This is a genomic window from Novosphingobium acidiphilum DSM 19966 (assembly GCF_000429005.1).
GTDB classification, from domain to species: Bacteria; Pseudomonadota; Alphaproteobacteria; order Sphingomonadales; family Sphingomonadaceae; genus Novosphingobium; species Novosphingobium acidiphilum.
Genome location: NZ_AUBA01000037.1, coordinates 1 through 5,672 on the forward strand (window position 1 = coordinate 1; position 5,672 = coordinate 5,672).

The following is a 5,672-nucleotide window of genomic DNA, read 5'->3' on the forward strand; positions in this document are numbered from 1 at the left end:
CCGATCTTGGCATGAAGCGTCTTCACGTCGATCGCCGGTTCCGCCGCCTCGGTGGCGCTCTCCGCGCCAAAAACACCCGCTGCCCCTTCCAGCAACTGTGTGCGCCAGGTCGTGATCTGGTTCGCGTGAACGTCAAACAACTGCGACAACTCCGCCAGCGTCTTCTCGCCCTTCACCGCAGCCAATGCCACCTTCGCCTTGAATGCCGGACTGTGGTTCCGGCGTGGTCGTCTGCTCATCTGATCTCCTGTCACGCGCCCCTGTGGGCGCTGTCAGGCAGATTATCCACTTATCCCAGTGTGCAGTTTTGCCGGGCCAGCTCTGGTTGCACTGTCCTGATTGCCGATGACCATCCGCTGTTCCGCCAGGCGCTTGCGCTGGCGCTGGGCACCGCCGTGCCCGAAGCCCGCGTGATCGAGGCCGGCACGCTGGCCGCGGCCGCGCGCGCAGCCGCCGAAACACCCGATCTTGCGCTGATCACGCTTGATCTGAAGATGCCGGGTGCCGTGGGCTATTCGGGGATCGCGCTGCTCCATGCCGAATGTCCCGACGTGCCCATCCTGGTGGTATCGGCCGCAGACAGCGCCAATGCGGCAGGCGAAGTGCGCGCCTTTGGCGCGGTCGGTTTTTTGCGCAAGGACGCCGATCTGCCCCAGATCGAAGCAGCCATCCGCAACGCGATTGACGGTGCCCCCGCCCCAGCAACCGGCCGGGAAGACACCGCCGGCGCGACGCCGCAAACCCCGGTCGACCGGGTGCGCGGTACGGTGGCCGGCCTGACCCCGACCCAGTTGAAAGTCCTGCTGGCAGTGCTTGCCGGCAAACTGAACAAACAGATCGCCTATGACCTGGGCATGAGCGAGGCGACGGTAAAGGCGCACATGACTGCAATCATGCGCAAGCTTGATGTGCAGAACCGCACCCAGGCCGCGCTGGCGGCGCGATCACTGGGGCTCGACCTCGCGCTTTGATACTTGCGCCAGAAACCGGGCAAGATCATCAGGTCTTACCGGCTTGGCAAAAAACGGTACACCGCGTTTGCGCAATGCCTTCAACAGCGAACCATCCTGCGCGGCGCTGATCATCGCCAGCGCGACATGCGGCGCCCGGCGGCGGATCCGGTCGATCAGCGCAAGGCCGTTCTCGCCCTGGTCAAGATCAAAATCAACCAGTGCGGCGTCAATGCCATCCAGGTGCGCCAGCGCGTCCGCCATGGTGCGCGCACCCAGCACGCGATGGCCCAGACCTGCAAACAGCGCAGTGCTCGCCTCGATGATGGTGGCATCGTTGTCGACCACCAGCACGCCGAGCGATCGTCCCGGCAGCTCGATCGCATCGGGCCTGGCCGGTGCAATGACCGGCGCGACAGGGTCGGTGCTGGCGGCGATGGTAACGGCAAACCGGCTGCCCTGACCAAGCCGCGAGGTGACCGCGATATCCAGATCGAGCAGCCTGGCGATGCGTTCGACCATGGCCAGCCCCAACCCCAGCCCCTCGGCCTCGACCATGCCAAGCCGGGTGAATTCGCCAAAGATCGCCTTGTGCTGATCGGCGGGAATGCCGACGCCGGTGTCGATCACCTCGATCCGCACGCGGTCGCCGCAGCGGCGCACGCCGATCAATACGCCGCCGCGTTCGGTATAGCGCACGGCATTGCTCACCAGGTTCTGCACCACCGATCGCAGCAGCCCGGCATCGGTATGAACCACGCCAAACACCGGCCCGATGCGCAGCCGCAGCCGCTTGGCATCGGCCAATGGCCGCACCCCTTCGGCGATATCGTGCAAAAACGGCGCCAACGCGAAGGTTTCGGGATGGGGCTGGATACCGCCGGCATCAAGCCGCGAAATGTCGAGCAGCGCGCGCAACAGCACTTCGGCCGCACCGATCGCGCTTTCCACCCGGGCAACCATCGGGCGCTGCGCGTCTGCCGCCTGGCGATCGAGCGCCGACAGGAACAGCCGCGCCGCGTGCAGCGGTTGCAGCAGGTCGTGACTGGCCGCGGCCAGAAACCGGGTCTTGTCGCGGGTGGATTCGGCCAGGCGCGTGTTGGCCTGCGACAGTTCGTGCGTGCGTTCGGCCACGCGCGTCTCAAGCTGTTCCAGCGTGCGCTGCAATTCCTCGCGCGTGCGCGCCTCTGCCGTCACGTCGGTAAAGCTGGTCAGATAACCGCCGCCGGGCATCGGGCCGCCCACCGATTTGATCACCCGGCCATCCTGACGGATGCGTTCGGACACATACGACTGGCGCGCGCGCAGCCGGTCGATCCGGCGATCGACCTCGGCCTCGATCGATCCGGCAAATCCGCTGCGCACGATATTGAACCGGATCAGTTCGGCCACCGGTACCCCGGCGCGAACCAGCCCCGATGGATAATCGAACAGTTCGACATACAGCGAATTCCACGCCACCAGATTGAATTCACCATCGACGACGCTGATGCCCGAAGGCAGGTTTTCAAAACTGGCGGCCAGCAGCGCGCGCGAAAAGCGCAAGCTTTGCCCGCCTTCATCAAGCAGTCGGGTCACATCATCGAGGCTGATGTGACCGCCCGCGAGCGCCGAGGCAACCAGCGCACGCGCCGATGAAGGCCCGACCACCGAAGCAATCAGATCCTGGGCCCTGCGCGCAGCAGTCCGGTCAACCGATGACCCATGCAGCACCGGAGGAAACGCCATATCCGCCTGACGCTCGCCAACAAAACGCGCGACCAGCTGGGCCAGTTCGCCCTGGTTGCGCACCGGGCGGGCACCGCGCATCAGGCGGGGGCGATCGCGCACACCCTCGCGGCCGGCGGTTGTCGCCAGCAGCAGGGCGCCGTTGACGGCCAGTGACCAGACCACTCCGTGGACCAGCGGGTTGGCATGACCGACCCCCAGCAGGCAGAACGGATCGAACGGCGTGCCGCGCAGCACGTGCAGCCATGCGGGCGGCAGGATCGGCGGCAGGGCAAGCGTCCACAGCCACAGCACAAACCCCGCTGTCAGGCTCAACCGGCCGGCCACGGGGTCGCGCCCCTTGCCATAGACAGCCAGCAGGAAATGGGGCCCGAATTGGGCCATGCCGGCAAATGCGATCAGGCCGATCGACGCCAGCGAACTGCGCTCGGGCAGCAGCAGTGCCCAGGCCAGCGATGCGCTGATCACCGCGATGATCGCGATGCGGCGAACCCCCATCATGCGCCGCCCCAGATTGGGTGCGCCGCCTTCGGCAGTGCTGCGCCGCAACACGGCAGGAAAAATCAGATCGTTGGACACCATGATGGCCAGCGCCGTGGTATCGACGATAACCATCGCCGCAGCAGAGCTTATGCCCCCCAGCAATGCGGCGATCTCGGCCCAGCGATACCCCGTTATGGCAGGCAATCGTAAAACGAACAGATCGGGGGAATTGTCGCCCGGCAATGCCACCAGCCCACCCAGCGCGATCGGCACGATGACCAGCGCCATGGCGGCAAGATAACCCGCGGCACCAAACCGTGCGTCATGCAAATCGTGCGGATCGCGCGCCTGGGCAAGGCCCATGAAAAACTGCCGCGGCAGCACGACAAAGGCCAGCGCTGAAATCAGCATGATCACGACAAAATCGATCGACAGGCCGGACGGACGAAAATGCGCCTGCAACACGGCAAGGCCCTGATCAACGCGTGCGCGCGGCGCATGCATGACAACCGCCACTGCTACGCCTGCAACAATGACCAGCGCTGCAAGCTTGATCACGGACTCGAGCGCTATCGAAAACAGCATGCCCTCGGTACGCCCGGCCAGGTCATAGCGGCGGGCACCAAACAGTATTGCAAACAGGCCGAGTATGACCGCGGCGGCAACCATCACCGGCGCCGCAACAGCACGGTCGGACAGCAGCGCAATCGCGATCCCGATCGAACGCAATTGCAGCGCGACATAAGGCACGATCGCGCTCAGCGCAGTCAGCGTGACAATCCGCGCCATCCCGGGATCGTGCCCGAACCGCGCCGCAATGAAATCGGATATGGTGGCGGCCTTCTCCTCGTCGACCGCGTCACCCAGCCTTTGCAGCAGGCCGGGTGCAAACAGCAGGACCAATCCGGGGGCAAGGTAAATGGGCAGAAAATTCCATCCCTCGCGAACGACGCTGCCGACAGCGCCATAGAACGTCCAGCTGGAACAATAGACGCCAAGTCCCAAGGTATAGGCGATCCAGCGCAGGCGGGGCGTCTGCCGCGTGCCACCCGCAATTCGCGCCGCCCGCACCTCGACCAGCGCGGCCACGGCAAACAGCAGCGCGACAAGCGCAAATGACAAAAGGGCAGCCAGACCGAGACTCATGAACCCATCCGGGAAATAGAACGCTGTGCAATGATGCCTGCGTGCCCTCAGGGTCTAGCGCGCTGTTCGTGGCAGGGATAGCACGACAAAAGGCCAATGCGGCCCTGTAACACCCGGCGCGGTGCGATTTTTATCGCACCCTCTCCCAAGACCGCGCCGGGCGAACGTCACAGACGGTGAATCGCATTTAGCGCGTTTGGGGCAGCAAGTCAGCGGCATTTTGCAATGTTGGACAATCGTCCAGGACTTGATGCATTGTTACCACATTGGTTTCCAATGCATCGAACCGCGCCATTTTTGCGCCTGCACGGCGCGCGTCATGGCTCAAAAAGCCCGTTGCATCGGCCGCGATCGGCGCGCAAAATCCGACCGCCACCAAGGGGGCCGCGCACCATGCCCGAAACAGCCGAAACGACCGAGCGTCAGGCGCGATGGTTTCAATCGCTCAAGGCCGGACTCGAACGAAACACCGGCCTGACGCTGGACCAATGGGCAGCGATCGCACGCGGCTGCCCCGAAACCGCCCACCGCAAACGACTGGCCTGGATGAAGGCGCACCATGGCCTTGGTCAAAATCATGCGTCGCTGGTTTTACGGGCGGCCACTGCCAACCATGGTCCGCTCCCGGATCCAGCCTCGCGCGCACAGGCGCTATGGGCAACGCCAGCCAGCCTTGCTTTGTACGAAGCCTTGATTGCCGTGATCGGTGCATTGCCCGATGTCGTGATGACCCAGCGCAAGGCCTTTACCGCTTTTTCGCGCACAGTGCAGTTTGCCGCCGCGCGGCCGCTGAAGGGGGGCGGACTGCTGCTCGGGCTCGCCCTGGATCAGGCTTTCGACCCGCGCCTGTCGCCTGGTCGGCGGGAAGCCTGGTCAGAACGGCTTAAAAGCGCTGTCCATATCGCGACCGCTGCACAATTGGACGACCACCTCGCGCAATTGCTCGTCTCAGCGCACGACCGTTCGTAATTTTAAGGGAATTGTCCGCATATCGGGACAACTGCAGGCCCTTGCGACAAAGCGCAACAGGACACAACGCAGGTGACGTTTGTGAATGGGTTTTCAAGTCACGTTAATTACTGCGTCGGCTTCAATGCCTGGCGACGACCTACTCTTCCAACGCTTGAGCGTTAGTACCATTGGCGCGGACTGGTTTCACGGCCGAGTTCGAGATGGGATCGGGTGGGGCACAGACGCTATGGTCACCAAGCAATGGAGCCGGCGCAGTCTTTTGCGTGTTGGGTTTTCGATGCCGAATGTAATTGATGTCATAAGTGGCTTAGTTATCGCCGCAGCCAACAACGCCTGGCACGATTGTGTGCAGATCTGGTGTTGACGGTGGGGACTCTCAAGCATGAACAGAGT

The 5,672-nt window shown here is 63.7% G+C and carries 4 protein-coding genes and 1 rRNA gene; 2 read left to right on the forward strand and 3 right to left on the reverse strand.

Translation table 11 applies throughout. The features are described from left to right. Window positions 1-239, reverse strand: a 239-nt coding sequence (locus G404_RS0117120; protein WP_028642141.1) for an IS3 family transposase, incomplete at its 3' end; no start/stop codon positions are given. A gap of 60 nt (window positions 240-299) precedes the next feature. On the opposite strand from G404_RS0117120, the gene G404_RS0117125 reads away from it, so the two are divergent. Then, window positions 300-971, forward strand: a complete 672-nt coding sequence (locus G404_RS0117125; RefSeq protein WP_036521930.1) for a LuxR C-terminal-related transcriptional regulator — start codon at window positions 300-302, stop codon at window positions 969-971. On the opposite strand, the gene G404_RS0117130 is transcribed toward G404_RS0117125, so the two are convergent. Continuing rightward, window positions 945-4,307 carry a hybrid sensor histidine kinase/response regulator gene (locus G404_RS0117130; protein ID WP_028642143.1) on the reverse strand — a complete coding sequence of 1,121 codons (3,363 nt, stop codon included), beginning with the start codon at window positions 4,305-4,307 and terminating at the stop codon, window positions 945-947. The genes G404_RS0117125 and G404_RS0117130 overlap by 27 nt on opposite strands. 393 nt (window positions 4,308-4,700) lie before the next feature. On the opposite strand from G404_RS0117130, the gene G404_RS0117140 reads away from it, so the two are divergent. Beyond that, window positions 4,701-5,276, forward strand: a complete 576-nt coding sequence (locus G404_RS0117140; protein WP_028642145.1) for a DUF4287 domain-containing protein — start codon at window positions 4,701-4,703, stop codon at window positions 5,274-5,276. 126 nt (window positions 5,277-5,402) lie between these two features. On the opposite strand, the gene rrf is transcribed toward G404_RS0117140, so the two are convergent. Next, a 5S ribosomal RNA gene (rrf, locus tag G404_RS0117145) occupies window positions 5,403-5,517 on the reverse strand. Window positions 5,518-5,672: the final 155 nt, after the last annotated feature.

Bases quoted from the DNA above. Each gene is read 5' to 3' on its own strand.
- G404_RS0117140 (WP_028642145.1), top strand. From the start codon at position 4,701: ATGCCCGAAACAGCCGAAACGACCGAGCGTCAGGCGCGATGGTTTCAA.
- G404_RS0117130 (WP_028642143.1), bottom strand. From the start codon at position 4,307: ATGAGTCTCGGTCTGGCTGCCCTTTTGTCATTTGCGCTTGTCGCGCTG.